This window comes from Anaerostipes sp. 992a, assembly GCF_001940245.1.
Taxonomy (GTDB): Bacteria; Bacillota; Clostridia; order Lachnospirales; family Lachnospiraceae; genus Fimousia.
Map to the genome: position 1 here is coordinate 1,288,343 of NZ_MJIG01000004.1, position 24,631 is coordinate 1,312,973.

Genomic DNA, 24,631 nt, shown 5'->3' on the forward strand with positions numbered 1-24,631 from the left:
GCCACTTTCTTCTATCCTACTGTAATCTTCTCCTGTGGAAGTCTTGAAAGCTGCCGTCTCGTACCAGATACTGCTGCAAATACCAATGTCAGACCTCCTACTCTTCCAAAGAACATTAACATGATCAGGATTACCCTGGACACAACTCCCAATGTAGGTGTGATTCCCAGCGTTAACCCGACGGTTCCTATGGCAGATCCTGCTTCAAACATACTGGTCAACATGGGAATCTCTTCAATTCCACTGATAATAATGCTTCCCATTAAAAATAAGACCAAATATAGCATCAATACGGTCACTGCATATTTTATCGTATCTTCTGCTACTCTTCTGCCAAAAAAGTTTGCGTCCTCTCTTCTTCGAAAAACTGCAATTGCTGATGCGATCAGCACTGCAACGGTCGTTGTTTTCATTCCACCAGCGGTAGATCCTGGAGAACCTCCAATTAACATCAGAAGGATCATGATCATCTTACCTGCCTCACTGAGCATAGTCAGATCTGCCGTGTTAAATCCTGCTGTCCTCGGCGTTACTGACTGGAATAAAGCGTATAACAGACGTTCAGATGTAGAACATCCGCTCCATATACCTTTGGAAAATTCACAAAAATAAAAATATACGGCTGGAAAGACAATTAACATGGATGTTACCAGCAAAATCACTTTCGTCTGCATTCGATATTTTCGAATATGCCATTTATTCACCGCAATATCTTCCCAGGTTAAAAATCCAATTCCTCCTGTGATGATCAACATCATAATGACCACATTGATCACCGGCTGCGTTGCATAAGACGTAAGGGAGGAAAACTGCGCTTTTTCTCCCATCAGATCAAACCCGGCATTACAAAACGCGGATATGGAATGGAAAATGGCGTATAAGATTCCTTTCAAAGGTCCAAACTCCTTACAAAAGATTGGAGCCATAATTGCCGCTCCAAACAGCTCTATGGAGATAGCCGTCTTCAAAATAAAGTTAGTCAGCTTTACAATACCACCTACCTGAGGCGCAGATATGGCCTCCTGCATGGTACTTCTCTGCATCAATCCAATCTTTCTTCCAGAAATAATCGCAATCAAAACAGCCATGGTCACAACGCCCATTCCTCCAATCTGAATCAATAAAAGGATGATCGTCTGCCCAAAGGCAGACCAATACGTGGCAGTATCATGTACCACCAGTCCCGTTACACACACGGAGGACGTAGCGGTAAAAAGCGCATCTAAAAAAGGCGCTCCCTCTCCTGTTTTTGTAGACACAGGAAGCATCAATAAAATACTTCCTAATAAAATAACAAATAGGAAGCCAAAAATAATAATTTGAAAAGACGATAAATGCTTTTTCCTATTCTTTTTATTCATCACACCACTCTCTCTAAATCTTAATATTTCTTTTTTTCATTCATTATCCCATGAGAATAATTAAGCTTGCATTAATAAGACACTTTTCGTATTAAGACCGTATTAAGACTAATAAATTCTATTATTTTCAAAATATCAGATTTAGGATATACTAGAAGGCAGATAAATATAACAGAAATGGAGGAATCATATAATTATGAAGATTGTATTTTTAGATGCAAAAACCATTGGTGATGATATTGACTTATCCAAATTCGATTCTCTGGGACAAGTGATAAAATATCCAAATTCCACTCCAGAAGAAGCACTTCTTCGTACCGAAGATGCTGATATCGTAATTGTCAATAAGATAGAAGTAAATGCCTCTACCATTGGAAATGCCAGTCATCTGAAACTGGTTTGTGTTACTGCAACTGGAACAGATAATCTGGACAAGGACTATCTTGCCGAGAGGGGCATTGCCTGGAGAAATGCAGCTGGATATTCGACCGAAAGTGTCGCTCAGCATACTTTTGCCCTGCTTTTCTATCTTCTGGAAAAGCTTCGTTATTATGATGACTATGTAAAAAGCGGCAGCTATATCAAAAGCGATATTTTTACCAATCTGGATGAAGGCTTCCATGAAATCGCAGGCTCCACCTGGGGCATCATCGGACTTGGCAATATTGGCCGTCGAGTAGCAGACATTGCCAGGGTCTTTGGCGCAAGGGTCATCTATGCTTCTGCTTCCGGCAGTGCACCTCAGGAAGGATATGCGCAGGTGGATCTGGACACATTATATGCCCAGTCTGACATTATCTCTGTGCATGCACCGCTCAATGAATATACAGAAGGTCTGATCAAGAAAGAAGCCTTTTCCAAAATGAAAAAGACCTGCATCTTCCTGAATCTGGGCCGTGGCCCAATCGTAGTCGAAGCAGATCTTGCAGACGCATTGAAAAATAATCAAATCGCTGCTGCCGGATTGGATGTTCTCTGTGAAGAGCCAATGGCTGCGAACAATCCTCTCTATGCCATTCAAGACAGCCGCAAGCTGATCATCACTCCACATACCGCCTGGGCAAGCATCCAGGCCCGCAACAAATTAATGGATATTATCCATCAGCATATTGCCGATTTTCTTGCCTAGTACATGATCAATCAATGATTTTATATTTTCTTAAAAGCTCCACTCTCTGCTTGCCAAGCTGTATACTTTCTGCAGCTTGATTCTGATTGCTGGAGTTTTTATTTTCTTTATAATAATGCCAGATGCGGTTCATCCAGGCAACAGGCAGAAGAAATGGATATCGATTCAGATAAGGATATCTTCCAGAAATACTCTTGGCAGCTGGAAAGAGTGATTTTCTTAAGGATACCTTGGCTTCCTTGCCCTTTTTATCGGCGGCAACCGCATTTAGCGTAATGGTGCTGCTATGCTTCCGGGCCATATTATTATCCCCAAAGACACCTCCATCCAGAAGATCTGCAAGCAACGCCTCTGGATCCGCCTGAATTCTTTTCCATTTTTTTACTTCATATGGCTTTAACGGCCAGACTCCTAAATATGTTTTTCCAATCTCAAACAATGCCTTTATAAAATAAAGCGCTCGCATTCTTTCACATTTCTCATACACGATACTCCAGTCAATGACATCTTCATACTTCTTTGCAAACAGCACAATGTCACCAACCTGACGAATACCAAATCCACTGTGAAGAAAATGCTTAAAGGCATGGGCAATGAGATAGCTCAAGTGATCCGTATATCCTAACGTATAGATGGTAACCCCATCGATTTCCATAGGAATCTTTCTTGTCTGCACATCAGCAAACAACTCATTAAAATTACCATATGCATCTGAGCTTTCGGAAAACAGGTCCTTATGCAGTTCCACAACGAGACATCCTTTTGAATGATAATATGAAACTTCAAATTCCTTTTCTATTTCCTTATCGGGCTCCACATATGCCATGCCCCATTGACGCATGGCAGCATCTGTCCTCTCAAAATCCTCCCATCCGATCAGAAAATCCTCATCATTGGAAATCCTATCATCTGGAATCGGATACAAAGAGCGGCAGACAACTCCCTTCACGATCAGTGGACAAACTCCATCTTCCATCAGCTTTTGATACAATAATTTCAGTTCCTCTGTCCGCCTTACCTGCAAGATGGTCTGGCGAATGGATGTATTCTTAATCTGCATTAAAATGGCAGGGTTCACTTTTTTTAAAGATTCACACTGGCAGACTGTCTCATAAATCAATGGCAGCAGGCTGTGCTTACCCGCCAGTTTAAAGAAAGCCAGCCACTGTTCATCGCTGATTTCCTCTTTCCAGTCTATCTGATCACCGCGTAAATGTGCGGCAAATGCCTGTAGCAGCATTTCATTTATCGTCATATTGGTAGCTCCTTATCATTATTTTCCATCTGAGAATGTCCCCGACATATTTACTCTTGTCACAATTCTAACGGTTCTTTTCCGGCTTGTCAATTTTCATAAGGAATAAATAGCTGTTTGGTGTTGCCCTAAGCATAGAAATATCATCTTCGACATCTGCACCCTTCTCTACCAACTTTATATTGCACCTGTGTTTTCTAGCTGTTATAATCAGGACATGGGTGCTACCATAACGGTAGGCGGTTAGTCCTTCTCCAGAGGGACTGTGACCCTCTGATTACATAGAAACCTGTAAAGGAATCCAGTGGAAAGGAGGGCTAAGCCAATGAGTATTGTGGACTTCATTACAGTCGTGAGCTTCGGCATCACCTGCTTTTGTGCCGGATACACATTCGGCAAAGATAATAATAAGACACAAAAATAACCGCCCTGTCTGCAAACTAAGCGGTTACTTTTATAATCAGTAAATATGTGGACTAACCGTCTATCGGTAGCACTCTTTTTCTATAATTATATTAGCACGCATCTGTGGAAATGTCAAAAATTTTCTTAATCTTGTAACTCCCCATACAAACCTAAATTTATCACTTTAACACCTTTTATTTATTCGTTTTCTTTTTCCTTTTTCATGTATCACACCTCCAAATCCTGATTTCCAGTTCATCAAAACTATTATCTAAAAATGGAAGTTCCATAGAATCTCCCAACACAAAGGACATATTATCCAAATGCTTTTTGAATTTTTTCTTTATTACTAGATTTCATTCTTATAATGCACTCCCTTTTTTCGGTATATAATAACTGCCCATATCTATATGTTCCAATACCAGTAATTTCACCCTCTTTGCACGGTCAGACTTCCGTTCGTTCCGACAACTCTGTGGCACGAAATAATAATGGATATAAAATTTGTGTCCGACAACTCCATCTACTGTTAGTGCAGACATTTTTCCGTCTGACATATGGTATCATTTTTTAATTTTAAATTTATCTGTCCAGAAAATCTTTCATCAAATTTTTCATTGAAAATCTGTGAGTAATTTTATTCTCAAGATACAGAAAAACCCCAGAAACACAAGGTTTCTGGGGTATCTTACGTTTGGACATAAGTTATCTTACGATAACAAATCTATATTCAGATTGTATTATTCGATAATTGTAGCTACACGTCCAGATCCTACTGTACGTCCACCTTCACGATATCAGACCGGTGTATTGCGGTATACGAATAGTGATTTTTTATGTGATTTGTGTGGAAAAATCCGGATTTTCCGTTGTGTCCGTGTGGTTTTCCGGAATTTTTGTTATCATAGTGTTATCACTGTATTTTTAGTTTTTCTGGCATATTTTTTCTTACATTCGTAATCTCTTTATTTAAATCTTTTATATATTCTTTACACACATCTATATATAATCCTGTTTTATATTCTGGTTTTTCCAAAAACTGTAATTCAATTGGATACTTTGTAATCTCCGTAAGTAACTTTACAAATATACTTTTCAAATTATTTTGACTCTCATCATCATTAAGACATACTTCTGCAGCTTCTTCAAAGCCAAATACTAAATAATCTTTATTTTCTCTTTTCTCCAAATGTACATTAATCACTTTGCTTTCCTGATTCATAAATATCCTTCCTATCATAAAATGCATTTTTACCGCCCTCAAGAGTATGCATACTTTCTTGAGTCCAGTTTTTAGTGTCTGTTTCATCATTTATATTTCTAAGTTCATCATAAAAAGGATTACCAATATACGTTTTATATACTCCATTCTCATGAGTTCTTAGTATACTAATATACGGAAGTGTGCCAACTGCAATATTAGCATTATGTGTTGCTATAATTACTGTTTTTCTCCGTTTTGCAAGATCAGTTAACCTCGGAAGTATATTAGATGTTATATATGAATTTCCCATTCCCAGCTCCGGTTCATCTAAAATATATACATCACTTTCTGAATCCAATAATTTTTGCATCAGTAGAATTCCCCGTTCTCCATTAGACGGTCTGTAAATTTCTCCATTTTCTAATGCAGTTTCTTTAGATACTCCTATAAAAGCTCCTATATCTTTAATTCCATCATCATAGAATTCTTGAAACTTTAATACTTCTTCTGATATATTCTCCACTAGGATAACTTTCTTTATCCCATCTATTACAAGTTTACAATTTCTTAATACAGTTATTCCCTGTTTAAATTCATCTGTACGTGATTCTTTGGTTAGCATTCTGTATCGTGTTTGAATATAAATATCACCTTTTTCCTCAAGGTTTCCCAAATATTCTTTTTCAACCTTATCCGCAGCAGAAAATGCACTACATATTTCCTCTACATTTTCAAACAACTTAAACCGCTCCATGGCAAAATCATAAAACCCTACACTGCTCGGTTTAGATATTGTGTCAGAACATTTGTCCGCTATTGCTTTTATCTTATCAATGCTCCAATTTGTAAGTTTAATACTTTTATCACTGTTCCACTTTTGCATTTTTGCATCATTTATATTTTCACATAATTTTTCCAATAACAACATTAAAGTTGTACTGTCTTGCTCATCTAAATATTTTCCTATATCAATTTTTTCAAATGTAGATTCTGTGAATTCTTTCAAATATTTATAATCGGATTCAAGTTTTCGGTCACGCATTCCCTCCTCTATATGTACACACTCTGTTATTTTCATTCTCCCTTTATTTTTATTGTTATCTTTTGTTTCCATCCAACTTATATATTTTTCAAAAGATGTTGGTAATTCCTCTTTCCAGTTATAAATGTCGATGAACTGTTGTCTCATACTATCCAATTGAAGCTTCTCGGGTGTGGCTATTACATCATTAACTTTTAACATTTTTGAAAAATCTGCATCTTTTTCATTGCCTTTGTAACTTTCCATTGCAATTCCATTTTCGATATAATATTTCTTCAAAGATTCAAGGATTTCGGTTTTTCCCGTTCCCTTCTGCCCGAAAATAATATTAATATCTTCATAAAAAGGTAATTTAAAGTTTACTCTTTTATATGGCGATACAGGAATCTCCTTTTTTCGTTTTTGATTGAGCAATGTATCTATAATTTGTACATCCTTTTTCGCTAACAAGCAAAATTGCTCAAATGTTTGTACTGGCAATCTTATATCTGCAAACTTGCTGTTTTCATACTTATCCCAATCCTGTACATCACTTCCTATAATAACACTATAATCAAAATTGGAAAAAACTCCAAGACTTCGATAATCAGATGTTTCCTTAAATAATCGACTAGAATCGGGTAATAATTCCCCTAATTCCTGAATATCCTCATCTGAAAGTTTAGGTTCTTTATGAAAATGTGGTATATAAATACAATCACATTTTCCTAACATTTCATATACTTTTTTCACACTAATTTGAAATGTATTTACATCTTCATCTTTAATCAATTCCTGTACTTGAGTATTAAACAGCTCAACATTTTTAGGATTAGCGATTACTATCAAATGTCCTCTTTTACAATTTCCCTTTTAATCTGCTTTTCCTATAATATCAAGTTCTACTCCCGGCCATATATCACAATATCCTTCTGTAACATCTTTAAATTCTTTGTACTGCGTATAATCAAATTGATTATGATTTGTTATTGCAACAATTTTAACCTCCGCTTCAATAACCTTCTGAAAGAATTTATCCTTGGTAACATTTCTTGTATAAGCATCTCCTGTTTTTACCTTCTTTGTATGACAATGTAAATCAATTCTCATAATTGCCTCCCCATCTCAGGCAGGTATAAATGTTTTTAATCTATAACCATACCCCATTCATCCCAAAATCCACCATTTTTTAAGCCTTGTAAAATATTTAGCATACTGTATTTTTCTATTCAGATACCATCTTAATTTGCACTATCTATGCTAACCGAAACAACAAAGTGCTTGACATTCACAAGTGTTTGCTGTTTACACTTCGGACAGTAGAGTGGAAAGTTCTTTAATTCGGTATCTTCTTGCATTATCGTTCGGGTTTTATTTCCACAGATAGGACATAGAACCCATTTTATAGTTTCCATATTTTTCTCAATCCTTACTTCTAAATATTATCCTACTAAATTTATAAAATTTATCGCAACGGTTTTTAAGTTTTTGCTTCTTGATTACTTAACGGCGGAAAAAGAATGTTTTCACATAGGGCTGTTGTTTACATGTCATTTTTTTGTTTTTTTAATTCTATACCCACCAGTACAACAGATAGCATAAACGCTGAAAAATCAGCAACAGGTCCCGCAAGCAATACTCCCATAATTCCGAAACGAAGCGGGAGCAGCAGGGTAAGCGGAATCAACACAAAGGTCTGCCTTGTTAATGCCAACAGAGCACCTTTTAACGATTTTCCTATTGCGGTAAAAAAACTGGAAGAAAGCAACTGCACACCATTTACCAACACCATGAAAAGATAGGTACGCATGAACAAAACAGCAAATTCAAAATACAGCTCGTCCCCATCTCCGAATAGCGAAATGATAGATTGCGGGAAAAATTGAAATGCGATGAAAGCAATTGTGGAAACAACAAGGTTCCATTTTACCGCAAGCAGGTAAGCCTCCCGTACACGATGGTATTGCCTTGCCCCATAGTTGAAGCCGATAATCGGCTGTGTTCCCTGCGAGATTCCTACAACAATCGCAAGGATTATGGCATTTGTTTTCATAACGATTCCGCAAGCAGCTAATGGAATATCTGTTCCATATTTTGTTAATGCGCCGTAATAAGTCAACGAATTGTACTGAATGATTTGAATCACGGTAACTGCAATCTGGTTTGAGCTGCTGCTGATTCCCATGCTGCAAATTTTCATACTTTCTTTGATGTCCAATAAAAACGACTCTTTTTCAAAATGGATTGTTTGGAAACGCCATAGATAACGGAGTGCGAGTATGAAGGAAAAAATTTGCCCAATAACTGTTGCCCAAGCTGCGCCGGCAATCCCCCAATCGCAAGCAAAAATAAAAATAGGGTCAAGAATGGTATTGATAATAGCTCCCATAACCATGCAAACCATTGAATACTTTGGTTTTCCATCTGCTCGAATCAAATTGCTCATACCATTCGTTACAATAAGAAACGGCATTCCAATCAATGTTATGCTGGCATACTGCTTTGCATATGGAAATACATCTGTCGTTGCCCCAAATGCCTTTAGGAGCAAAGACAGAAAAGCTTCACCAACCAACAAATAAATAATTCCGAAAATCCCCATCAGAACAATACCATTTCCCGCTGCTTTGGCGGCAGCTTTCGGCTCTTTGCGTCCAAGACAGAGGGAAACACGGGAAGCACTGCCAATTCCAACCAGCAGTGCAATAGCAAGGCAGATGGTAGAGAACGGGTAGGCAACATTGGTTGCTGCATTTCCCAGATAACCGACCCCTTGACCAATAAAAATCTGATCCACAATATTGTAGATTGAGCCGACAAGAGACGCCATAATACTGGGAATGGCAAAATCTTTCAACAGTTTTGAAATTTTTTCATATCCTAGGGGATTCTCAGTCATTAAATTCATCCCCCTTTCTTTCTATACGGAGTTCCGCTGTAATATTTTCACCTGCCTGAATCAGCAAATCAATAAAGAGGTTTTTATCAGATTCCCTGAAGCCTTGCAATAAAAGAGCTTCTGTCTTTTCACATACCGTCTGTATCTCATCAATTACAGACAGCGCACGTTCCGTAGGATACAGCTTACACGTCCGCTTATCCTTATCATTTGGGGAACGCATAATCATTCCCTGCTTTTCTAATGCCGCAACTGTCCGTACAATATTGCTCGGATGAACATAAAACATATCCATTAAAGAATCCTGTAAAATGCCAGGCGAACGACAGATTTTAATCAAAAACATATATTGGCTGTTGTTGATTCCAAAGGGGGCAAGCTGTTTATCCAAATAGATTTTGTAAAATCGGTCTGTTACTGAAAGCCATTTTAATAGTTTCATAGATATATTCCTCCTAACCACCAGTATTATAATACAATATGCGTGCGCACGCAATTACTTTTAACATTATATCTGCCGCTTTGTCCTCCTAAACACAAATCAATTCTACATCTATAATCTCTACTGCTCTGCTACGAATATTATTCATTTTCCTAACCCATTCCATCTGATCCTGCATCTTCAGTTTTTCTGTCACGCCCCACTGCTCAGCCATCTGTTCCACCAGCATTTCAACTTTTTCTCTCGCTTCTTTATCGACCTGATTCAAATGCTCCGTCAATTTCCCGGTAAGTACCAGATACTGATACCTTGCACTCCTGTGTTCCTTCAGAAACTGTTTTCGCATTATTCCATATTTCCCATATGTAGGTTCTTCCTCATTGATTTCCAGATCCGGCAGATAATAATCTCCATGCAATGTGTAGCTCAGTCCGTTCTTTTCATCATAAATCTGTTTCTTCATATTCTTACAACTCCATTCCTCTGTATTTTGCTTTGTTCTTTTTTATCTGTGCATTGTATTCTTCACTTTGTTCTTTCGCCCATGGTATGCGATCACTTATTTTTTTCGGCATTTGTTCTTTCTGCTTTTTCGCTTCAAGTTCCGCCTGCATCCGGATATCGTCCTGCACCAGTCGTTCTACCATATCTTTCCCCAACATGCGTAAAAGTCGGTTATATCTGTCTGCAATTCCCTGCAGAATTTCTTTCTCACCGGATAATTTCTGATAATCCTTCTGAACTTCTGCCAGTTCCTTTTTAGTGTTCTCGTGCTCCTGCTTTTTCTTCTGAAACTTACTTTTCCACTTATCTCTTTCTCTGGTAAGTTCTTTAACCTGTGCAGCCATCGCACCAATTTTATTCTTCATTTCAATGAACAAGGGTTTTATTTTCTTATCCCGATAAGTTACCGCACGTTCCAATGCTGTAGCTTCCGGCAAAAATGTTTTGATCATTCCATATTCTTTTATTTCCTTACTGACATTATCCATCACCGGTTGCAGGAATTCTCTTCTGTCCTCCAGTTTTTTCAATTCCGTTTCTGCTTTCTCAGCACGTCTTTCCGCTGTTTCTTTATCTTTCTGGAACTGAATTTTTTCTTCTTCCAGTAATTTAATATCTGCCCTTGCGTCCGCAATCTGAGAAGTCAATCCTTCATTCTCCGCTGTCAGATATTCCTTTTTCTGTTCCAGTTCCTGCACTTCCTTCTTACGCTCTTTCTTCTTGAAATTGTAAACATCCAGATGCTCTTCATGTGTACCTTTCTGTTCCCATTCAATTCCATGTTGCTTTGCGATTTCTGCCAGCACTTCTTTTTCATGATTTATCCACTGATTCAGTTCTGTATCATGCTTATTTCCACCTTGGAATCCAAGACTTTTCAATGCCTGCTTCAGTGAAACTCTGGTATCCATTCCTTTTCCCTTCCAGTTGGTCACATAAGGAACAAAGTCAATATGCAGATGCGGAGTAGCTTCGTCCTGATGCAGATAGCAGCTAAATACCCGAAGTGTCGGATTCCGCTTCTGGAAATCTTTCATATATTCGTCCAATACCTTTACAGCCAGATTTCCTTCTGTTGTTCCCACTGCCACATCCTCTCGATTTCCAATCTGGAATATCACTTCATGGAACAACTTTTCCTGTTTGCTCTGTCGGATTTTTTCATAATAATTTGCAATCTGCCGGTCCTTTCTTTTCCCGACATTGTATCTCTCCACAGCATCGTTAAACAGTTCCTTATAAACTTCTTTCAGATTCTCATTCTTATAACAAATGTTCAGTTGTACTCTGTCTGGATTTACATTTTCTGCTACAAAATCCCGTCTGTTATGAGCCAGTGAACCGGCACCGATCATACCACTGATTGTCCGTTTTATCATAAATTTTCTCACCTCTTTTCTGTTTGAGTGCCAGATATGGCACATAATTTTTATTTACGCCAGACATGGCGATATTTAAGAACCTTTCGCCGGATACGATATTTAGGAACCTTCTCGAACATTAGTAGTTCGAGAAGTATCGGGGACAAGCCCCTCTTTTGTTACTTTTGTCAAAAGTAACGCAAAAGCACTTTCGACAGCCGTACCGTCCATCAAAAGTCCCCTTGCGCCCTGCCGGGGGCATAACGTCCTTATGGACGTCTGTTCTGCATCGACCGAAGTGAATCGTAGATCTGTTTATTCTGGTATCCTCGCCTGCACATATTCCAGATCTCCACAATAAGGTGTCCCAACCAGATACCATTCTCTTGCTAGATTCATCTCCATTCTGGTCTGTACCCATTCATCATCTACCAGCACTTCCAGTCCTTCTCCACAGTGAAATCCTGTATCAATCCATAAATCTGATGATAATAATCCATATCTTCCATTGCTGCTGTTGTATCCTAATCTTCCCTGTTTCATTATTTTCTGCTCCTTTCCTGTCTGTAAACGTAATTTGTAAACGGAGCTTAAAAGATTTTAAAAGTTAACTTTTTAAGTTTTTCCATCAAGTTCCGTTTACATCGTTTACAATAATCTTTACTCAAACGGTATTTCCAACTGTTCCGGTACTTCCATAAATCCGTCTTTATCTTTCTTCACAGAATCTTCCATACGTTTCCATGACCGCTGTATTCCATATTCCTTTCCGAACCGATGTGTACCATGTGGTTTCCAGCCTACAATCGCATTGTTCATAATATTGGCAATTTCTTTACCTTCCCACTGTTTCATTTCTCCGGTTCGATGTAACGCTTCATCGAACAGAATTCTTGTACATACATAATCGTCATCACAGTCATCAAGAAATGCCTGTATGATTCCGGCATTGGTATCCTCCGGCATAAATTCTTTCTGCAGACGCTTTGCCTCTTCTTCAATTTCCTTTGTAAATCCTAAGAACACTTTTCCCTGTCGATACAGTACCATTGCCTCTGCCCAGGCCTGTTCAATATAAGCTTTGCTCTCTGTTTCATTATCCAGAATATGAACTTCTGCTTTTGACATATCTGTCATCACCGGAGCAAATCGTCTGTTTCCGGTTCTGTCCAGAGGAAGGAAATTCAGATCATTTGATGTTCCGCAAAATACACACTGTCTCGGTCTGTCTTCCGGGTGAACTTCATAAGGCACTTTATAAGTTTCTTTCTGTCTGCTCAGAAACGATTTTATCTGTTCGATATTCTTTGCTGTGATAGTTGCCTTCATTTCTCCCATTTCGATAATCCAGTGGTTCTGCAGTTTTCTATAAATATTTTCATCGTCCAGATGATCCAGATTGTCACTGAACCATTCTTCTTTTATCGCCAGATATTTGAAAAACGTAGACTTTCCGGCTCCCTGACTTCCCACCAGGCACAGCATAATGTCATATTTTATTCCCGGTTCATAAATTCTTGAAATCGCTGCCAGCATGTGCATTTTCATTACTCCGATTGTGTATTTGCTCTTTTCTGCTCCCAGAAAATGCGGAAGCATATTTTCTATTCTTGGAACCCCGTCCCAGACCAGACTTTCCAGATAATCTCTGATTGGGTGATATTTATTTTCATTGGAAACAATATCTACTCCTGCTTTGATCACACGCTCACTTGTCAGTTCATAATTTTCTTCCAGATACATTTTCAGATTATTTTCATCAGTATCTGTAACCGTAGGACTGTTATTTCTCCGTTCCCAGGGCACCTCTTTTACAATGTCCATTCTTCCGGAAAGCTCATTTCGTTTAATCGCTTTTTTCAGTACCGGATCATTTTGAAGTACGGTTACACAATTTCTGATTGTCTGCTTTGTTCTTCCCTTATCCGTATGCTCCAGCATATTATTGACATCTTCTGTTGTAAGCATCTCCTCGCTCACAATAGCTTCTAATTCCATCAATGACTTCTCTCTGATATTCGTTAATTCTTTCTTCAATTCTCTCAACCTCCTTCCTCTTCATCTTGAAAAGCTCTACAATTTCTTCTCCTGTTCCAAACATCAGCACGTCCAGATAGTCATTTATCTTTCTTTCGTTTGCCAATGCCTCCGTAAATAACTCGTGCCACTCTTCATCTGATTCTGGTCTGTAAAACTCTTTCCAGAACTGAATCCATTTCAGATATCTGATCAGCACGTCCGTTGCATATTTCAACCACTGCTCCAGTTTTTCTCTGATCATCACAACTTTAGATTGCTTTTGTTTTAAGGGAGCCCTGTTTCGGGGCGTCCTTTCGTATTTGCTTCTGTTTCCGACTTTAATATCCAGTCCAAAATCTTCTACCAGCTTTTTTGCAGCTTCATACTGTGATAATCCAAATAACCTTGCTGTAAAATCTATCGCATCACCGCCCACTCCACATGCAAAGCAATGATATATTTTATCTGCCTTCATACTTGGGTGTCGGTCTTTATGAAACGGGCAACACGCCATTCCATTTCTTTTTACTTTAATCCCATAATGCTCCGCAGCCTGTCTCGCTGTCACACATTCTTTTACCTGTTCAAATAATGTCACTTATACCTCCTGCCCTTCCGGGCAAGTCTCTGATGAACAGATATTCGGGAATTGTTGTATCTTTCAATTCGTGATATACTGAATCTGCCAAGATGGTATATCAGTGAATCTGATTATCAGAGAACTTGCTCAGATATTTTGTCTGGGCTTTTTCTTTTTGTCTTTCAGTAGTCATAGCTCCACTCCTTACACAAATCTCCTTGTAGGAATAATAATGATTTCAAATTTGCTTCCGTCTTCTAATTCAAGAAGAATCACATAATCTGAATCTCGATCGGGTAAAATGGAACTTATCTTCAACTTTTTACTGTAGTTAATTGCATCGAATATTTTTCCGACTACTTTCTTTGTTTTCATTTGCTTCTTTTCCTCCGTATTAACGTTTATTGTCCAGCATCTCAGCAACTTTTTTCTGCTGTGACGGGTACAGATGCCCATAAGTGTTTAATGTCATCTGAATGTCTTTGTGCCCCAGCCTTTCCTTGATAATCAGTGGTTCTACACCCTGGTAGATCAGATATGCCACATGGCTGTGACGGATATCGTGCACTCTGATTGGTTTTACACCGGTCAGTGCTTCATATTTCTTAAGACGTTTCTGCAGTGTTCTCGCCACAATCGGGAACAACCGCTGATCTTCCGGAAACCCATAATGCTTCTTTGCATACTCCTGTACCTCTTCCTTAAGAAAATTGGGAATGTCAATAGTACGGACCGAATTTTCTGTTTTTGGAGTATCAATCACATCTCTTTTCCTGATCCGGTTATAAGTCTTATTGATATGCAGGAGATTTCCACTCATATCAAAGTCCGAAAGACTCAATGCCAGAAGCTCTCCTTCCCTGATTCCTGTCCAGAACAAGATTTCAAATATCAGATAATCTTCACTCCCCGGCTCAATCCCGGCGATAAATCTGTCATATTCTGCTTTCGTCCAGAATTCCAGCTTATTAGCATCTGATTTTCCCATCTTTTTTACTTTTTTGCATGGATTTTCCTTCAGATTGTAAATTTTCTGTGCGTGGTTGAATAATGCATTTAACTGATTTTGAATCATGCGCTCATAAGTCTTGCTGTATCCTTTTTCCTGAATGGTATTCTGCCACTGGATAATCTCTGCTGGTGTAATCTCATTCATTTTTCTTGTTCCAAAATATGGAACAATGTGCTTGTTCATCATGTGCTGCTTATTTCGGATTGAATTTTCTTTCAGTTCATTCTTTTTATCTTCAAAATAGACTGAAATAAAACTGTTCATCTCCATTTTCATATCCGCCGCAGTCTTTCTTATGAATTCCTTTTCATAATTCAATGCTTCTCTCTTTGTCTTGAACCCTCTTTTCAGCTTCTGCGTTTTCTTTCCTGTCCAGTCAATATAACGGAAGCTCACATACCAGGTTCCCTGTGTTTTGTCCTTGTAAGCTGACATCTTAACTCCTCCTTCATACTGCTCTCTGAGAGCATCCATAAAATTTTGTTTCCCAGTAGGGACGTGGAATCTTTCCACGAACTGCTACATATCCTTCCTTTGCCAGTTCATCATTGAGCTGCTTCAGAATAGAATATGCTTTACTGCGTTTCACACCTAATTCTTCCATGACATCATCAACATTCATCATATAATTAGTTCTCATAGTGTCCTCCTTTCCAGTCACTTTTGTGACTCTGACGTTGTTCTCTTATAATAATTCACTTTTGTGAATTTGTCAATAAACATTTGCGAATTTATTTTTTCAATTCCATGCATATTGGTTGCGTATCAGCAATTTGTTAAATCTCACTCTTTTGTATCATTCACTTTTGTGCTAGAATAGAAGCACAAATATTATTAAGGAGGCAGCATGTTATGGTAGGTAAAAAAATCCGGGCATACCGGGAATTCAGAGGATACAGTCAGATACAGTTAGCCGAGCTGTCCGGCATTAACGTAGGTACGATCAGAAAATATGAACTTGGAATCCGAAATCCAAAACCGGATCAGTTAGAAAAGATAGCAACTGCGCTGGGATTAAATGTAAGTGTTTTTCTGGATTTTAATATTGAAACAGTCGGAGATGTACTCTCTCTGTTGTTTTCTATTGATAATTCAGTGAACCTCTCACTTGCCGAGACACCTGAGCAGAAGATTTCACTGACTTTTGATAATCCTACAATGCAGGACTTTTTCAGGAAATGGTGTCAATTTAAAAGTGTCTATGAAAAGGAAAAAGCTGAAATATTAGCTATTGAAGATGAAGATAAAAGACAGGAAGAACTGGATAAGCTCAACGCTACCCAGGAAGAATGGAAACTGCGTGCTATGGGAACTACGATAGGTTGCCATACTATCGTTAAGAAGGGCACTGAAGGCAATGACATCAAGACATATGATCTGACTTAATTTTGTGCATAAGAAAAAGAGCTCACGAAGAGCTCTTTATTTTTGGTGGTCTGGGGGAATTGCTTATTATTCCATGCTACCATTACACCATATCGCCGCAAATACCCAAACCTACTAATAAGATTTCTTTTTTCATAATATCAATTCCTTTCTTGTAAATGCACTTTTCGATGTCATATACTATTCCCGAAATCATAGAACTCAAAAGAATTCCTAATATGGTGGCGATATCTGGAATCGAACCAGAACCTATTGCTAACTTAATTATAGTGGTAGTATAGCATTGATTTCAAATTTGTCAATCAACTTTCAAAATTTTGTTATCATTCTGTTATCACAAACGGTTGTCAGGATACTCTCCCGGCAACCGTTTTTCTACGCTGTTCGTTATTCTTTTCCGCCCTTTTATATATTTCCAGGCAACAGAAAAACCCGTAGAACCGAAGTTCTACGGGTATCTTACGTTTGGACACAACGTTATCTTACGATAACAAATCTATATTCAGATTGTATTACTCGATGATTGTAGCAACACGTCCTGATCCTACAGTACGTCCACCTTCACGAATAGCGAATGTTAATCCCTGATCCATAGCGATTGGGTGAATTAATTCGATAGTCATTTCTACGTTATCACCAGGCATGCACATTTCTGTACCTTCTGGTAATTCGATAACACCTGTGATATCAGTTGTTCTGAAGTAGAACTGAGGTCTGTAGTTGTTGAAGAAAGGAGTATGACGTCCACCTTCATCTTTTGTTAATACGTAAACCTGTGCTGTAAATTTTGTGTGGCATGTGATAGAACCTGGAGCACATAAAACCTGTCCTCTTTCGATTTCTTCTCTTTTGATACCACGTAATAAAGCACCAATGTTGTCACCAGCCTGACCTTCGTCAAGAAGTTTACGGAACATTTCGATACCTGTTACAGTTGTTTTCTGAGTTTTTTCTTTGATACCAACGATTTCTACTTCTTCGTTTAAGTGGATAACACCGCTTTCTACTCTACCTGTAGCAACAGTACCACGACCTGTGATTGTGAATACGTCTTCTACTGGCATTAAGAATGGTTTATCTGTAGCACGCTGTGGGTCTGGAATGTATTCATCAACAGCGTCCATTAATTCCATGATCTTGTCGCCCCATTCGCTGTTAGGATCTTCTAATGCTTTTAAAGCAGATCCCTGGATGATTGGACAATCATTGAAACCATATTCTTCTAACTGTTCTGTGATTTCCATTTCTACTAATTCAAGTAATTCTTCATCGTCTACCATATCACATTTGTTCATGAATACTACGATGTAAGGAACACCTACCTGACGAGATAATAAGATGTGTTCTTTTGTCTGAGCCATAACACCGTCTGTAGCAGCTACAACTAAGATAGCACCGTCCATCTGAGCAGCACCTGTGATCATGTTCTTAACGTAGTCAGCATGACCTGGGCAGTCAACGTGAGCGTAGTGACGTTTAGCTGTTTCGTATTCTACGTGAGCTGTAGAGATTGTGATACCACGTTCTCTTTCTTCTGGAGCTTTATCGATGTTTTCGAAATCTACTGCAGCGTTACCTTCTACTCTTTCAGAAAGAGTTTTTGTGATAGCTGCTGTTAATGTTGTTTTACCATGGTCAACGTGTCCAATTGTACCAATGTTACAATGGGGTTTGCTTCTGTCAAACTTTTCTTTAGCCATTTTTATTTGTCCTCCTTAAAATAACCGCCCCTACGGGCATAATGAATAATATAAGATTTAGAAATCAAAGCCCGCAAGTTCTCCTTAGTAAAGAAGAACTGGCTTTCTTTGATTATATTTCATTTATTGTAGTTTTTCAACCTATTTTTTTATTCAAAAATCGAGTGAAAATCCTATTTTGCTTTTTCAGCGATAACTTTATCCTGTACAGATTTTGGAACTGGTTCGTAGCTGCTGAAGAACATAGAGTAGTTCGCACGTCCCTGTGTCTTAGAACGTAAGTCTGTAGAGTAACCGAACATTTCAGCAAGTGGTACATAACCTCTTACCATCTTACCTCCGCCGATATCGTCCATACCTTCGATACGTCCACGACGAGAGTTCATATCACCAATTACATCACCCATGTATTCTTCTGGTGTAGATACTTCAACCTTCATGATAGGTTCCAGTAAGATAGCTCCAGCTTTCTGCATAGCTTCTTTGAACGCCATAGAACCAGCGATCTTGAATGCCATTTCACTAGAATCGACATCATGGTAAGATCCATCATATACAGTAGCTTTGATACCCAGTACAGGGAATCCACCTAAGATACCAGCCTTAGAAGCTTCTTCGATACCTGCACCAACTGCTGGGATGTATTCTTTTGGAATTGCACCACCAACAACAGTAGATTCGAACTTGAATAATTCTTCTCCGTTGGCATCCATTGGTTCAAAGTGAACTTTACAGTGACCATACTGACCACGTCCACCAGACTGTTTTGCATATTTACTATCAACGTCAACTGCTTTTGTAAATGTCTCTTTGTATGCTACCTGAGGAGCACCAACATTTGCTTCTACTTTAAATTCACGAAGCAGACGGTCAACGATAATCTCCAGATGAAGCTCACCCATACCAGCGATGATTGTCTGTCCAGTTTCTGTATTTGTATGAGCACGGAATGTAGGGTCTTCTTCTGCAAGTTTTGCAAGAGCTTCACCCATCTTGCCCTGTCCAGCTTTTGTCTTAGGTTCGATTGCTAATTCAATAACTGGTTCTGGGAATTCCATAGACTCAAGAATAACTGGATGCTGTTCATCACAGATTGTATCACCTGTTGTAGTAATTTTGAAACCTACAGCAGCGGCGATATCTCCAGAGTATACTTTATCTAATTCTTCACGTTTGTTCGCATGCATCTGTAAGATACGGCCAACACGTTCTTTTTTATCTTTTGTAGCATTTAATACATAAGAACCGGAGTTCATTGTACCAGAGTAAACTCTGAAGAATGCTAATTTACCTACGAATGGGTCTGTCATGATCTTGAATGCTAAAGCTGAGAATGGTTCTTCATCAGAAGAAATTCTTTCAACTTCGTTTCCTTCTAAGTCAACACCCTTGATAGCAGGGATGTCTGTTGGAGCTGGCATATATTCAAGAACAGCATCTAATAATTTCTGAACCCCTTTGTTTCTGTAAGCAGAACCACAGCAAACTGGAACAGCTTCACATTCACATGTAGCTTTTCTTAATGCTGCCTTTAAGGATTCTACAGAAGGTTCTTCTCCTTCTAAGTATTCCATCATTAAATCATCATCTAATTCGCAGATTTTTTCAATTAATTCTGTATGGTATAATTCTGCATCATCAGCCATGTCTTCTGGAATATCAACGATTGAAATATCTTCTCCCTTATCATCATTGTAGATGTAAGCTTTCATTTCAAATAAGTCGATGATACCTTTGAATTCATCTTCTTTACCGATTGGTAACTGAAGGATGATCGCATTCTTACCTAATCTTGTTTTGATCTGATCTACTGCGCCGTAGAAGTTAGCACCTAAGATATCCATCTTATTGATGAATGCCATTCTTGGTACGTTATAAGTGTCAGCCTGTCTCCATACGTTTTCAGACTGAGGTTCTACACCACCTTTTGCACAGAAAACACCTACTGCACCATCAAGAACACGAAGAGAACGTTCTACTTCTACAGTAAAGTCAACGTGACCCGGTGTATCGATAATGTTGATACGATGTTCTTTTGCGCCTTGTTTTGGTTTACAGTTTTCCTGTAAAGTCCAGTGGCAGGTTGTAGCAGCTGAAGTAATTGTGATACCTCTTTCCTGCTCCTGTTCCATCCAGTCCATGGTAGCAGTACCTTCATGAGTATCACCAATTTTATAGTTTACACCAGTATAATATAAGATACGTTCTGTCAATGTTGTTTTACCAGCATCGATATGAGCCATAATCCCAATATTTCTGGTTCTTTCTAAAGGATATTCTCTTCCAGCCAAGGTTTTTTCCTCCTATTTTAGTCAAGCCAAAAGCAAAAACTTTCTTACTCCAGAGATTAGAATCTGTAGTGAGCGAAAGCTTTGTTTGCTTCTGCCATTTTGTGCATATCTTCTTTTTTCTTTACAGATGCTCCTGTATTGTTCATAGCATCTAAAAGTTCGTTAGCTAATCTTTCTTCCATTGTCTTTTCTCCTCTTTTACGAGAATATAAAGTAATCCAACGAAGAGCTAACGCCTGTCTTCTATCTGGTCTAACTTCGATTGGTACCTGGTAAGTAGCTCCACCAATACGTCTTGCCTTTACTTCTAATACTGGCATTACGTTGTTCATAGCTTCTTCAAATACCTCCAAAGCAGGTTTTCCAGCTTTTTCTTCGATACGAGCAAATGCTCCGTATACGATCTTCTGAGCAACTCCTTTTTTACCATCTAACATGATGTTGTTGATTAATTTTGTCACAACCTTGTTATTGTAAATTGGATCTGCTAATACATCTCTTTTTGCGATATGTCCTTTACGTGGCACGTTTCTTCCCTCCTTAATAAATTTCTTAAATCATCGGTACTCATTCATCTTCACCTTATGTGAAGTGCTTGTTCGTGCTCGGACTGCGATCTCTATCATACCTGCAACAACAGGAAAATATTGCTATTCCGGCACAACTATACAAGGTAGCATAAGAATTTCTTATGCTGCTTTGTACCAATTATATCTGCTCTTATTTTTTAGGTCTCTTAGCTCCGTATTTAGAGCGAGCCTGACGTCTGTTAGCAACACCTGCTGTATCAAGTGTACCTCTAACGATATGGTATCTTGTACCTGGTAAGTCTTTTACTCTACCACCACGGATAAGAACAACACTATGTTCCTGTAAGTTATGTCCTTCACCTGGGATATAGCTTGTTACTTCGATACCGTTAGATAAACGAACTCTGGCAATTTTACGAAGAGCAGAGTTAGGTTTTTTAGGAGTTGCTGTTTTTACTGCTGTACATACTCCTCTTTTCTGTGGAGAAGATGCATCTGTAGATTTCTTCTTTAAAGAGTTGAACCCTTTCTGAAGAGCTGGTGCAGTTGATTTCTTAGCAGTTGTCTGTCTTCCTTTTCTAACTAATTGGTTAAAAGTTGGCATTCGTTTCACCTCCATGCATATTTTCTACTGTTTGTTGCTTACTTTTAAGCGAATTATGCGCTACTACACGCATTTTTAAATTCTACTTTGTTTTTCATCTTTTGTCAAGTATTTTTACTTACTCTTTTCTTAGATTTTTCCAATTTAACAATTGCCCTTCTACTTTTTTAAATTTTTTTCTTTTTCTCTTGACTTCTTTTGCCTTTTCGATTATGATTCCTCCACCTTAAGGCAAATGATTACCGGTTGAGCAATTGCTCAACTACCTAAAATGAAAAAGGAGCTCCTCATATGACAACGCAAAATTTACGTTTTCTTGCAAAAGCAGCCAATTTATATTACAAAGAAGGTCTTTCTCAACAGGAAATTGCCAAACGTCTTGGTACCTCCAGGGCATCCATTGGCCGGGCATTAAAATATGCCCAGGAACAAAACTATGTCCGTATTGTATTTGATTTTCCTTCTAACTCACATTTTCATATTAATATAGAGCGTAAGCTGGAGGAAAAGCTAAACCTTCACGAAGTTATCATTGCAGAAGATGCGTCCGGCGATGTGGGATTTCCAATTGCTGATGAAGCGGCACTTTATCTGGCCCGTACCATAAAAAATCATTACTCCATTGGTATTACATGGGGCCGGACGATGAAAGCCATCATTGATGCATTTGATCAAAGTGGATTACATCGAAACTTGAAATTTTCCGATGTGGAAATTGTTCCTTTTACTGGAACTGCCATGCCTGCCACTGCAAATGAAGATGAGCTGAGGCTGACCTATTCCTCTTACTTATCATCCAAATTTGCCAGTATTTTACGTGGGAGAAGCTATCCATTTCCAGCACCTTTGTATGTGCGCAATAAAACAGTAAAAGATATTTTACTAAAAGAGCCAGAAATTGCTGGGATTCTAGAGCGAGGAAAAAACTGCAACATGGCAGTTTTCGGTATCGGGCTTATCGAAGAAGGTTCTTCCATCACTGCTTTGGATCCAGATCTTTCCGCTTCTATATTAAAGCTTTCTGAACAGGGAGCCATCGGAGAAATCATGGGCCATCCATTTGATAAGAACGGTGTTCTGGTTCCCAATGAGATTTCAGAAAGAATCATCGGTATTTCCCTGGAACACCTGAGAAATATCCCGCAGCGAATTGCCGTTGCATATGGAACGCAAAAAGCCGCTGCCATATATGCTGTCTGCAGATCAGGACTAGCCAATACCCTGATTACCGATGCCCAGACGGCCTTTCAATTATTAGAATTATTATAACCCAAACCAGCCTCTTTGAATCAAAAAAGATTCAAAATAATAGAAAGGATGATATTATGCAAGACTGGCTTCATTTAAAAAACAAAGTAATTATTGTAACCGGAGGGGAAACCGGAATCGGAAATTCCATTGTGAAAAAATTACATTCCTTATCCGCCAAGGTTGTTTCTGCCGACGTTAATGCCACTGCCGGGATCACAGATGACCAGATTCTCCATGTACCATGTGATGTGAGCAAAAAGGAAAGTGTAGATGCTATGGTTCGTACTGCAGTGGACACTTTTGGAAAAATCGATGTACTGATCAACAATGCGGGAGTAGCAAGACCCGAGCTTCTGGTGGATGTCCGTGGCGAAAATCCAAAATACGAAGCCTCTGTGGATTCTTTTGATTTTATCTTCAATATCAATGTAAAAGGTGTATTTTTATGTACCCAGGCTGTCGTAAAACAATTTCTGGCTCAGGGAAACGGTGGCACGATCGTGAACATGTCCTCCGAATCCAGTATGGAGGGTTCTGCAGGACAAAGCATTTACGCTGCAACCAAAAATGCTGTAAACTCTTTTACCCGTTCCTGGGCAAAAGAACTGGGAAGTCAAAGTATTCGCGTGGTTGCCATGGCTCCTGGAATCTTAGAAGAGACATCCATGCGATCCCCTGCTTACAATGAAGCTCTTGCTTATACAAGAAATACATCCGTAGACAATTTGACCCCTGATTATTCTAAGAGCATTCCTCTTGGACGCCCAGGATATCTGGAAGAAATCAGCGATTTGGCCGCTTACCTGGCATCTGACCGTTCTTCCTATATTACTGGTACCGTAGTAAATATTACTGGAGGAAAATCCAGAGGATAATACCCTTAAAACTTTATGAAACCAAAAACTGCGAATTATATTATATAAGGAGATTTATTATGGAATTTTATTTAGACAGTGCGAATATCGAAACCATCCATCATTATGTATCTAACTATAACGTAAAAGGGGTTACCTGCAATCCTACCATTATTATTAAAGACGGAGGTTCTATCAAAGAGCTGGTAGAGCAGGTACCAAAAGATCTGGAATTATATCTTCAGGTTCTTGCCCTTGACCATGAAGGAATCATCGCAGAAACAAAATATCTTATGAGCCTGAGCCCAAATATTATCGTAAAGATTCCTGGTACTCCGGAAGGATTCATTGCCATCCGCAAATTAAAAGAAGAGGGAATCAAAACATTAGCAACTGCCATCTATTCTGTTAACCAGGCATTGATGGCTGCCAACTGTGGTGCGGCTTATGTGGCACCTTATGTAAACCGCATGTGCAATCTTGAAGTAGATGGAATCCAGGCAACCTTAGATATACAAAGAGTATTTAAAGAACAAAATGTAGATTGTAAAGTCATTGCAGCAAGCTTCAAAAGCACTGCTCAGGTAAAAGAACTGATGGTAGAAGGAATTGGTGCCGTAACCATTGGAGCTGACTTATTCGAAAAAGTGGTATACAACAAAGATGCTGTTATGGCTGCACAGGAATTTAAAGATGCCTGGGAAAAAGCATATGGAACCACCAACCTGATCACTGATTAAGCAAATACCTAATATAACTTTTTAGATAAAATTATGTCGGGATCTTCAGGCTTCCTCTGCCTGAAGAAATTCCGGCATTTTTT

At 38.7% G+C, this 24,631-nt stretch carries 25 protein-coding genes and 1 pseudogene; 5 read left to right on the top strand and 21 right to left on the bottom strand.

Going from position 1 to position 24,631, the window contains the following annotated elements; translation table 11 throughout:
- Positions 1-11 precede the first annotated feature (11 nt).
- The gene (locus tag BHF69_RS10525) at positions 12-1,361 is read right to left on the bottom strand and encodes a TrkH family potassium uptake protein (RefSeq protein ID WP_083651241.1); all 1,350 of its coding nucleotides are present in this window, start codon (positions 1,359-1,361) and stop codon (positions 12-14) included.
- Positions 1,362-1,557: 196 nt separating this feature from the next.
- On the opposite strand from BHF69_RS10525, the gene BHF69_RS10530 reads away from it, so the two are divergent.
- Entirely contained in the window at positions 1,558-2,490 is a 933-nt protein-coding gene (locus BHF69_RS10530) for a D-2-hydroxyacid dehydrogenase (protein WP_075671331.1), read from the top strand.
- Positions 2,491-2,497: 7 nt separating this feature from the next.
- On the opposite strand, the gene BHF69_RS10535 is transcribed toward BHF69_RS10530, so the two are convergent.
- From BHF69_RS10535 to BHF69_RS10595, 16 genes and pseudogenes are all read right to left on the bottom strand, one after another.
- On the bottom strand, positions 2,498-3,745 hold the full coding sequence (locus BHF69_RS10535) for a nucleotidyltransferase domain-containing protein (protein ID WP_075671333.1): 1,248 nt from the start codon (positions 3,743-3,745) through the stop codon (positions 2,498-2,500).
- Between the two features lie 767 nt (positions 3,746-4,512).
- Positions 4,513-4,692, bottom strand: a pseudogene (locus BHF69_RS14865) (MGMT family protein); the annotation flags it as partial.
- 371 nt (positions 4,693-5,063) lie between these two features.
- Entirely contained in the window at positions 5,064-5,372 is a 309-nt protein-coding gene (locus tag BHF69_RS10540) for a hypothetical protein (protein WP_055298067.1), read from the bottom strand.
- Positions 5,347-7,224 (bottom strand): histidinol phosphatase, encoded by a 1,878-nt coding sequence (locus tag BHF69_RS10545; RefSeq protein WP_242946138.1) that lies wholly within the window; start codon positions 7,222-7,224, stop codon positions 5,347-5,349. The genes BHF69_RS10540 and BHF69_RS10545 overlap by 26 nt, the downstream gene beginning before the upstream one ends.
- Positions 7,225-7,248: 24 nt before the next feature.
- Positions 7,249-7,485 (bottom strand): hypothetical protein, encoded by a 237-nt coding sequence (locus BHF69_RS14475; RefSeq protein WP_242946139.1) that lies wholly within the window; start codon positions 7,483-7,485, stop codon positions 7,249-7,251.
- Between the two features lie 131 nt (positions 7,486-7,616).
- Positions 7,617-7,790 (bottom strand): cysteine-rich KTR domain-containing protein, encoded by a 174-nt coding sequence (locus tag BHF69_RS10550; protein WP_075671335.1) that lies wholly within the window; start codon positions 7,788-7,790, stop codon positions 7,617-7,619.
- A 128-nt stretch (positions 7,791-7,918) separates the two neighbouring features.
- Positions 7,919-9,283: an MATE family efflux transporter gene (locus tag BHF69_RS10555; RefSeq protein WP_055056234.1), complete on the bottom strand. Its 1,365-nt coding sequence runs from the start codon at positions 9,281-9,283 to the stop codon at positions 7,919-7,921.
- Positions 9,267-9,716: a MarR family winged helix-turn-helix transcriptional regulator gene (locus tag BHF69_RS10560; protein WP_055056235.1), complete on the bottom strand. Its 450-nt coding sequence runs from the start codon at positions 9,714-9,716 to the stop codon at positions 9,267-9,269. Before BHF69_RS10560 ends, BHF69_RS10555 begins: the two co-directional genes overlap by 17 nt.
- A gap of 88 nt (positions 9,717-9,804) precedes the next feature.
- Positions 9,805-10,179 carry a TnpV protein gene (locus tag BHF69_RS10565; protein ID WP_075671337.1) on the bottom strand — a complete coding sequence of 125 codons (375 nt, stop codon included), beginning with the start codon at positions 10,177-10,179 and terminating at the stop codon, positions 9,805-9,807.
- A 4-nt stretch (positions 10,180-10,183) separates the two neighbouring features.
- Positions 10,184-11,599 (bottom strand): plasmid recombination protein, encoded by a 1,416-nt coding sequence (locus BHF69_RS10570; protein WP_278277005.1) that lies wholly within the window; start codon positions 11,597-11,599, stop codon positions 10,184-10,186.
- A gap of 297 nt (positions 11,600-11,896) precedes the next feature.
- Complete coding sequence (locus tag BHF69_RS10575; protein ID WP_055066584.1) at positions 11,897-12,124, bottom strand: DUF5348 domain-containing protein; 228 nt, start codon at positions 12,122-12,124, stop codon at positions 11,897-11,899.
- A 117-nt stretch (positions 12,125-12,241) separates the two neighbouring features.
- On the bottom strand, positions 12,242-13,579 hold the full coding sequence (locus BHF69_RS10580) for a virulence-associated E family protein (protein WP_075671341.1): 1,338 nt from the start codon (positions 13,577-13,579) through the stop codon (positions 12,242-12,244).
- Positions 13,524-14,198 carry a CHC2 zinc finger domain-containing protein gene (locus tag BHF69_RS10585; RefSeq protein ID WP_075671343.1) on the bottom strand — a complete coding sequence of 225 codons (675 nt, stop codon included), beginning with the start codon at positions 14,196-14,198 and terminating at the stop codon, positions 13,524-13,526. Before BHF69_RS10585 ends, BHF69_RS10580 begins: the two co-directional genes overlap by 56 nt.
- 186 nt (positions 14,199-14,384) lie before the next feature.
- Complete coding sequence (locus BHF69_RS14265) at positions 14,385-14,555, bottom strand: hypothetical protein (RefSeq protein WP_009243121.1); 171 nt, start codon at positions 14,553-14,555, stop codon at positions 14,385-14,387.
- Positions 14,556-14,574: 19 nt separating this feature from the next.
- Positions 14,575-15,627 (bottom strand): site-specific integrase, encoded by a 1,053-nt coding sequence (locus tag BHF69_RS10590; protein WP_075671345.1) that lies wholly within the window; start codon positions 15,625-15,627, stop codon positions 14,575-14,577.
- Positions 15,628-15,640: 13 nt separating this feature from the next.
- Complete coding sequence (locus BHF69_RS10595) at positions 15,641-15,832, bottom strand: hypothetical protein (protein WP_016441025.1); 192 nt, start codon at positions 15,830-15,832, stop codon at positions 15,641-15,643.
- A gap of 212 nt (positions 15,833-16,044) precedes the next feature.
- Here BHF69_RS10595 and BHF69_RS10600 point away from each other — a divergent pair, with 212 nt between their 5' ends.
- Complete coding sequence (locus BHF69_RS10600; RefSeq protein ID WP_075671347.1) at positions 16,045-16,578, top strand: helix-turn-helix domain-containing protein; 534 nt, start codon at positions 16,045-16,047, stop codon at positions 16,576-16,578.
- A gap of 512 nt (positions 16,579-17,090) precedes the next feature.
- Here BHF69_RS10600 and tuf read toward each other — a convergent pair.
- The 4 genes from tuf to rpsL form a co-directional block, all read right to left on the bottom strand.
- The gene (gene tuf, locus BHF69_RS10605) at positions 17,091-18,278 is read right to left on the bottom strand and encodes an elongation factor Tu (RefSeq protein WP_075671348.1); all 1,188 of its coding nucleotides are present in this window, start codon (positions 18,276-18,278) and stop codon (positions 17,091-17,093) included.
- Between the two features lie 173 nt (positions 18,279-18,451).
- Entirely contained in the window at positions 18,452-20,569 is a 2,118-nt protein-coding gene (gene fusA, locus BHF69_RS10610; RefSeq protein ID WP_075671350.1) for an elongation factor G, read from the bottom strand.
- 56 nt (positions 20,570-20,625) lie between these two features.
- The gene (rpsG, locus tag BHF69_RS10615) at positions 20,626-21,096 is read right to left on the bottom strand and encodes a 30S ribosomal protein S7 (protein ID WP_192846988.1); all 471 of its coding nucleotides are present in this window, start codon (positions 21,094-21,096) and stop codon (positions 20,626-20,628) included.
- 193 nt (positions 21,097-21,289) lie between these two features.
- A complete protein-coding gene (gene rpsL, locus BHF69_RS10620) occupies positions 21,290-21,703 on the bottom strand; it encodes a 30S ribosomal protein S12 (RefSeq protein WP_075671354.1) in 414 nt (137 codons plus the stop codon).
- Positions 21,704-21,994: 291 nt separating this feature from the next.
- Here rpsL and BHF69_RS10625 point away from each other — a divergent pair, with 291 nt between their 5' ends.
- From BHF69_RS10625 to BHF69_RS10635, 3 genes are read left to right on the top strand one after another with little or no spacing between them, the layout of a single operon-like run.
- Positions 21,995-22,972 carry a sugar-binding transcriptional regulator gene (locus tag BHF69_RS10625; protein WP_075671356.1) on the top strand — a complete coding sequence of 326 codons (978 nt, stop codon included), beginning with the start codon at positions 21,995-21,997 and terminating at the stop codon, positions 22,970-22,972.
- 56 nt (positions 22,973-23,028) lie between these two features.
- On the top strand, positions 23,029-23,829 hold the full coding sequence (locus BHF69_RS10630; RefSeq protein WP_192846989.1) for a sorbitol-6-phosphate dehydrogenase subunit: 801 nt from the start codon (positions 23,029-23,031) through the stop codon (positions 23,827-23,829).
- Between the two features lie 59 nt (positions 23,830-23,888).
- Positions 23,889-24,548 carry a transaldolase family protein gene (locus BHF69_RS10635; RefSeq protein ID WP_075671360.1) on the top strand — a complete coding sequence of 220 codons (660 nt, stop codon included), beginning with the start codon at positions 23,889-23,891 and terminating at the stop codon, positions 24,546-24,548.
- The last annotated feature ends 83 nt before the right edge of the window (positions 24,549-24,631 follow it).

Bases quoted from the DNA above. Each gene is read 5' to 3' on its own strand.
- BHF69_RS10525 (WP_083651241.1), bottom strand. From the start codon at position 1,361: ATGAATAAAAAGAATAGGAAAAAGCATTTATCGTCTTTTCAAATTATT.
- BHF69_RS10530 (WP_075671331.1), top strand. From the start codon at position 1,558: ATGAAGATTGTATTTTTAGATGCAAAAACCATTGGTGATGATATTGAC.
- BHF69_RS10535 (WP_075671333.1), bottom strand. From the start codon at position 3,745: ATGACGATAAATGAAATGCTGCTACAGGCATTTGCCGCACATTTACGC.
- BHF69_RS10540 (WP_055298067.1), bottom strand. From the start codon at position 5,372: ATGAATCAGGAAAGCAAAGTGATTAATGTACATTTGGAGAAAAGAGAA.
- BHF69_RS14475 (WP_242946139.1), bottom strand. From the start codon at position 7,485: ATGAGAATTGATTTACATTGTCATACAAAGAAGGTAAAAACAGGAGAT.
- BHF69_RS10550 (WP_075671335.1), bottom strand. From the start codon at position 7,790: ATGGAAACTATAAAATGGGTTCTATGTCCTATCTGTGGAAATAAAACC.
- BHF69_RS10555 (WP_055056234.1), bottom strand. From the start codon at position 9,283: ATGAATTTAATGACTGAGAATCCCCTAGGATATGAAAAAATTTCAAAA.
- BHF69_RS10560 (WP_055056235.1), bottom strand. From the start codon at position 9,716: ATGAAACTATTAAAATGGCTTTCAGTAACAGACCGATTTTACAAAATC.
- BHF69_RS10565 (WP_075671337.1), bottom strand. From the start codon at position 10,179: ATGAAGAAACAGATTTATGATGAAAAGAACGGACTGAGCTACACATTG.
- BHF69_RS10570 (WP_278277005.1), bottom strand. From the start codon at position 11,599: ATGATAAAACGGACAATCAGTGGTATGATCGGTGCCGGTTCACTGGCT.
- BHF69_RS10575 (WP_055066584.1), bottom strand. From the start codon at position 12,124: ATGAAACAGGGAAGATTAGGATACAACAGCAGCAATGGAAGATATGGA.
- BHF69_RS10580 (WP_075671341.1), bottom strand. From the start codon at position 13,579: ATGGAATTAGAAGCTATTGTGAGCGAGGAGATGCTTACAACAGAAGAT.
- BHF69_RS14265 (WP_009243121.1), bottom strand. From the start codon at position 14,555: ATGAAAACAAAGAAAGTAGTCGGAAAAATATTCGATGCAATTAACTAC.
- BHF69_RS10590 (WP_075671345.1), bottom strand. From the start codon at position 15,627: ATGTCAGCTTACAAGGACAAAACACAGGGAACCTGGTATGTGAGCTTC.
- BHF69_RS10595 (WP_016441025.1), bottom strand. From the start codon at position 15,832: ATGAGAACTAATTATATGATGAATGTTGATGATGTCATGGAAGAATTA.
- BHF69_RS10600 (WP_075671347.1), top strand. From the start codon at position 16,045: ATGGTAGGTAAAAAAATCCGGGCATACCGGGAATTCAGAGGATACAGT.
- tuf (WP_075671348.1), bottom strand. From the start codon at position 18,278: ATGGCTAAAGAAAAGTTTGACAGAAGCAAACCCCATTGTAACATTGGT.
- rpsL (WP_075671354.1), bottom strand. From the start codon at position 21,703: ATGCCAACTTTTAACCAATTAGTTAGAAAAGGAAGACAGACAACTGCT.
- BHF69_RS10625 (WP_075671356.1), top strand. From the start codon at position 21,995: ATGACAACGCAAAATTTACGTTTTCTTGCAAAAGCAGCCAATTTATAT.
- BHF69_RS10630 (WP_192846989.1), top strand. From the start codon at position 23,029: ATGCAAGACTGGCTTCATTTAAAAAACAAAGTAATTATTGTAACCGGA.
- BHF69_RS10635 (WP_075671360.1), top strand. From the start codon at position 23,889: ATGGAATTTTATTTAGACAGTGCGAATATCGAAACCATCCATCATTAT.